The 1,796-nt window shown below is 46.5% G+C and carries 1 pseudogene; it reads left to right on the top strand.

The features are described from left to right. Nucleotides 1–1,796 (top strand): annotated as a pseudogene (locus ACFIMW_RS09160) (hypothetical protein); the annotation flags it as partial.

Below are 1,796 nucleotides of genomic sequence, written 5' to 3'. Positions count from 1 at the left end.
ATCAGAGAAGGGACTTCGCAAGATAGCGTTGTTGTTCCAAAGCTTTTAGGAACAGCCTCTTTGTATTCGTATGAAACTTTTGCACCGTTAGAACAGGTTGTTAATGCAAGGCAAGAAGCAGAAAAAGCCATGGCGCGTGCAAATGGAGCCCAACAGGTTGCAGAAGAGGCGAAAAAAGTATCGGAAAGAGCGCTTAGCGAAGTTACCAAAACGGGTGAAGCGGTTACAACAGCAACAACAACGGCTAATCTTGCAAAAGATACAGCGGATACAGCCAAGGGATTAGCCGAAGAAGCCAAGAGTGCATCTGAAGCCGCCAAGCAAATGGCAGAAGATGCGAAGGCAGGATTTGATAGAGCTACAGGGGAAATAAGTGGTACGAAAGGTTCATTGGCTACGGCATTGCAAAGTTTTGTAGAGGTCAAGCAGGCAAGTGAGAATGCTGTTAATTTATCGACTGAAGCAAAGAGATTAGCCGATGAATCGAAGTCGATTGCTGAACGTGCAGAACAAACAGCGAGAGAGGCTTCCCAAACAGCAACAGAGACGACGCAAGTAGCAGCAACAGCGGTAGAAATGTGTCATGAAGTTAGGACGGTAGCGACACAAGCAAGTGTGAAGGCAGATGGAGCCAACCAGACAGCCGCTGATGCCAAGGATATTGCCGAAGAGGCAAAAGGTTTATCGGAACGGGCGACATCTTCTGTTACAGAACTTACAAAAACAGCGTCTCAAGTACAAACGGCAGTAGAGAAGGCATTAACGGATTTAAGAGACGCCAAGCAGACAGCAGAGGCATCTAAGACACTCTCAGAAGAAGCTAAACAGACAGCCGCTGATGCATTGACAGCGTCGAAAGATGCCAAGTCACAATCAGAGACAGCGGTAAGCAGGTCAGAAGAGGCAAAGGGTGCTTGTGATGAAGTTAAAGCATCTGTTGCGTCAGTTGAGAAAGTTGCAGAAGCAGCGAAAACAGGTGTGGAACAAGCTTCGCAAAGTGCATCTGAAGCGAAGGGAATAGCGGAGGAAGCGAAAAGCGCCGTTGATAAAGCGACAGCCAAAGTAGAGCAAGCTGTAAGAGAAGCTACCGATGCGAAATCTAAAGCAGAAAGCGTAGAGAGATTAGCGAATGAAGCCAACCAAACAGCGATTTCTTCGAAGAGCGTCTCAGAAGAAGCGAAAGAGGAGGCAAGTAATGCCAAATCGGTAGCCTTAGAAGCAAAAAGTACAGCAGATAGTGCAACGGCAAAAGCGGAGCAAGCGCAACAAGAAGCATCAGAAGCAACGAGATTAGCGAATGAAGCGAAGGTAACAGCAGAGCAGGCATTGCAAGCTGATAGACAAGTGGTTCGTGAAGGAGGAGAAGTAAGCAAAAGTTTAGCAGAAGCAATTCAGAAGAAAACAGAGGAAGCCGAGAGAGTTGCGCAAGACAGTAAGAGAGTTTGTGAAGAAGCCAAGCAGTTAGCAACAGAAGCTAAAGATTCCTCTACCAATGCGCTAACCTCAGTCAATGATGTAAAGAATCTTTCTGAAGAAGTTAAAGGATTAGCAGAAAAAGCGAGTACGGCATCTACAGAGGCGCAAAAGATTTCAGAACAAGCGTTGAGAGAAGCAACTGCTGCGAAAGCCACGGCGGATACAGCGTCCAGTACAGCCACAGATGCCAAGGGGATTTCTGAGGAAGCTAAAACAGTTTCAGAAGAGGCAAAGAACCTTGCCCAGACAAGCAAGAATGCTTGTGATGAAGTCAAGCAAACGATAGGTGATATTAAAAGCGTTGCAGAAACGGCATTATC

Source organism: Bartonella sp. AC329YNZD (assembly GCF_042196685.1).
Classification (GTDB): domain Bacteria; phylum Pseudomonadota; class Alphaproteobacteria; order Rhizobiales; family Rhizobiaceae; genus Bartonella.
The sequence above is the reverse complement of the archived record's forward strand: the minus strand, read 5'-3'. Positions and strand labels throughout refer to the sequence as shown.